4 protein-coding genes are annotated in these 3,243 nt (G+C 60.2%); all 4 read left to right on the top strand.

Annotated elements, in window-relative coordinates; translation table 11 throughout:
- Positions 1-224: phasin family protein (locus ILT44_RS30070; protein ID WP_204243273.1), on the top strand; the 224-nt coding region annotated here is incomplete at its 5' end.
- 158 nt (positions 225-382) lie between these two features.
- A complete protein-coding gene (locus ILT44_RS30065; RefSeq protein WP_239468643.1) occupies positions 383-1,417 on the top strand; it encodes an extracellular catalytic domain type 1 short-chain-length polyhydroxyalkanoate depolymerase in 1,035 nt (344 codons plus the stop codon).
- Positions 1,418-1,645: 228 nt separating this feature from the next.
- Complete coding sequence (locus ILT44_RS30060; RefSeq protein ID WP_204243271.1) at positions 1,646-2,431, top strand: Crp/Fnr family transcriptional regulator; 786 nt, start codon at positions 1,646-1,648, stop codon at positions 2,429-2,431.
- 94 nt (positions 2,432-2,525) lie between these two features.
- Complete coding sequence (locus ILT44_RS30055; protein ID WP_204243274.1) at positions 2,526-2,744, top strand: dodecin; 219 nt, start codon at positions 2,526-2,528, stop codon at positions 2,742-2,744.
- Positions 2,745-3,243 lie beyond the last annotated feature (499 nt).

The raw sequence follows: 3,243 nt of genomic DNA, 5'->3' as shown, positions 1-3,243 counted from the left end.
CACTCCGCGCCCGGCCTCGGCTCATGCCTCAGCTTAACGACACCGTCTGTCAGATTAAGTCCAAACTACTTCACTTTATCAGCCTCCAAAGTGCTCTGGTCCGCGGCAATGCTGAGCGCGTGCTCGAGAACAGCCAGCGCTTGGCCCAGCTCACCGCCCAAGTAGCCCAAGAGGCCACCCGGGCCCTCACGGCACAACCCGAGCACGGTCGGCGTGCTCGCTAAGGATCTGGTTTGAATACGCTCCCGGCTCGCGAGCCGGGAGCCCTACATCAGGAACTGGGCAACCCCGCAGGGCGGTCCTCTGCATTCGATGCTCCATCGAGTTCGTGTGCTCCCTGGCGTGAGACGCTCCTGTCTCAAAACCTGTTCACTGGGTGCGCATGCGATTGAAACTTCCGATTGCTCGCCTTTTGAAAGCCCAGCACCGCTGGGAGAAGACCCTCCTCAAAGCCACAGCGACCTCGCGTAAGCTCCTCAACAGGCCGCGCAAGACCCGACCGAAGAAGGACAAGCTGACTGAGGTCAGCTCTTTTGGATCCAACCCCGGCAATCTCCGGATGCTGACCTACGTGCCGCCGCAGTTGCCCGACAGCGCGCCCCTGGTTGTGGTGCTGCATGGCTGCATGCAGACCGCTCGCGACTACGACGAGGGCAGCGGCTGGTCGATGCTGGCAAGACGGCACGGCTTTGCTCTTTTGTATGCCGAGCAGTCCCAGGTCAACAACCCGAACCGCTGTTTCAACTGGTTCCAGCCTCACGATGTCCGACGGGGCTCCGGCGAGGCCTTGTCGATCCGCCAGATGGTGTCTCGCATGCGGCGGACCCACAGCATTGATCCTGCGCGGATCTTTGTCACAGGTCTCTCAGCCGGCGGCGCCATGACGTCGATGATGCTGGCCACCTACCCAGAGGTCTTTGCCGGCGGCGGGATCATCGCCGGACTTCCCTATGGCGCTGTGTCCGGTCTGCGCCAGGTCATGTCCGCCATGAAGAGACCGCAGACGCGCAGCGGCGAGCAATGGGGCGACCTCGTCCGCGCCGCTTCGTCCTATGCAGGCTCACGGCCGACGGTGTCGATCTGGCATGGCACAGAGGATCGGACGGTTGCAGCCTCCAATGCAGCTGCGTTGCTCAGCCAGTGGACCAATGTGCACGGTGTCAGCGAGGAGGTGTTTACTCAAACGTCAGTCGCAGGCCACCGCCGACGAGCATGGTCAAACAGAAAGGGTGACATGATCGTTGAACTGTACCTGATCGATGGCATGGGCCACGGTACGCCGGTGCGCCGGACGAAAGCTCAGGCCAGGGCAGGACGAGCCAGACCATTCATGCTTGATGTAGGTATCTCGTCCTCGCTGCATCTGGCAAAATCGTGGGGCATTGTTCGCCGGAAGGCCGCCTCCCGCAGGATCTGAACGGCAGTCCAGCTCTACCGGCCTTAGTGTGCCTGTTGCTACCAAGTTAACATCTTGCCGGTTGGCCCGATCTGGGAATGGCATGTCGTTGTCGTGGCGACTCCCATGCCAGCGGGGTGGTCCTGTCCGTCAACAAGGCCTTTGCCACCCCAGTTGCCAGCAAACCTTGGCCAAATCGGTTGACATTTAGACCTTTGCTTTGAGCTTACCGCCGGTTTAGCTTGGGGTATGAAACCTCATAACCACCACGCCGCTCCGGTTCCAAAGGTTAATCACCGCTCCAATCGGCTACTGGCCGCACTGGAGCCGGATGACTTCGCGGCCCTGGAGCCGCACCTGCATGAAGTCAACCTGCAGCAGGATCAGGTGCTGTACGAGGCGGGGGACCCTCTGCGCCATGCCTACTTCCCCCATGACACGGTGGTGTCGCTGGTGGCCGTGTTGAAGGACGGCCGCTCGGCCGAGATGGCGGTCTACGGCCGCGAGGGAGCCCTGGGTCTGGTGAGTGCCGTGACGGCCGTCCATTCCTTCGGGCGCTACATCGTGCAAGCCAAAGGCACCGCCTCGCGCATTGAGTTGGAGCGCCTGCACGAGGTGATCGGCCGGTGCCCGAAGGTGCGCCAGCTGGTGCTGCGCTTCACCGAGGCCATGATGGCCCGGGTTCTGCAAAACGTGGCCTGTAATGCGGTTCACAGTGTCGAAGCCCGCGCGTGCCGCTGGATCCTCAGCATGCATGACCGGCTGGATCGGGACACCGTGCCGCTCACGCATGAGTTCCTTGCCGACATGCTGGGTGTCCAGCGCTCCACCGTCAGCAGCATCACGCGAGCTCTTCAGGAGGCGGGTCTCATCCGGCAAGGCCGGGGTGTCATCACGGTCACCAATCGTGCCGGCCTGGAGCAGACCTCTTGCGAGTGCTACGGCACCGTGCGCCGCAGCTTCGAGCGGCTGCTCCCTCACACCTACAGGCATAGTACGACGACCGACCTACGTCAGCAGCGTCGCTGTTCCTGATCGCCGTTTCACATGACTGTTGAGCGCACGACAGCCTCGCAGGTGAGATCGTCCGCCCTACCTGTGATTTTGGAAGGAAGCGGAGAGGGTTAGGCTGTCCAAGCACGTTTACAAAGTCGTTGAACTGTTGGGCTCATCGACGAGCAGCATTGAGGATGCGATCCAAACGGCAATCAAGCGTGCCGACCAGACCTTGCGCAACCTGCGCTGGTTTGAGGTGGTGCAAACCCGTGGGCACGTAGAGAACGGTGAAGTCCAGCATTACCAGGTAGTGCCCAAGGCCGGCTTTACATTGGAAGGCGAGTACCCGTGATACGAGGCGATGGCTCCCCAGGCGCGCCAGGGAACTAGCAGCGGAATGGCGCTGACCCTTCGCGGCGAACTCGGCATACGACTACAGCGGGGTCGACAGGCGACATCGGTGATGTGGTTGTGGGGGGACATCAGCGTAGATCGGATTCTCCTATAGAGTGCAGATTTCGTGCAGGCTGGCACCTGCAAGGCACCATGTTGTAAAGACAGTGACATCCGTCTTGTCACAGCTCTAGGGCAACTGCATTCGCCTTACCCCTTCAGGGGGACTTCACCTTTAGGATGAACGATCTTGGATAAAGATCAACAGATTAGGAAACGCAGGAGCATCATGATGGCAGTCTGCCAGGAATATCAACAGCTTGGAAGAACTCAAAGAAACCTCATCGTTTGTAAAGAATTTACAATTTGACTTCACCCAGCTTGTAAAGCTTGACACCTGAACCTTAACTCGCCTTCCCGGCTCCGAACACACCCGGTACTTCATCGTTCAACCTTCA

The sequence above is a fragment of the Microvirga arvi genome (assembly GCF_016892765.1).
GTDB classification, from domain to species: domain Bacteria; phylum Pseudomonadota; class Alphaproteobacteria; order Rhizobiales; family Beijerinckiaceae; genus Microvirga; species Microvirga arvi.
The sequence above is the reverse complement of the archived record's forward strand: the minus strand, read 5'-3'. Positions and strand labels throughout refer to the sequence as shown.

What these genes read in the sequence shown, in the direction of transcription:
- ILT44_RS30065 (WP_239468643.1), top strand. Translation starts at nt 383, where the DNA reads ATGCGATTGAAACTTCCGATTGCTCGCCTTTTGAAAGCCCAGCACCGC.
- ILT44_RS30060 (WP_204243271.1), top strand. Translation starts at nt 1,646, where the DNA reads ATGAAACCTCATAACCACCACGCCGCTCCGGTTCCAAAGGTTAATCAC.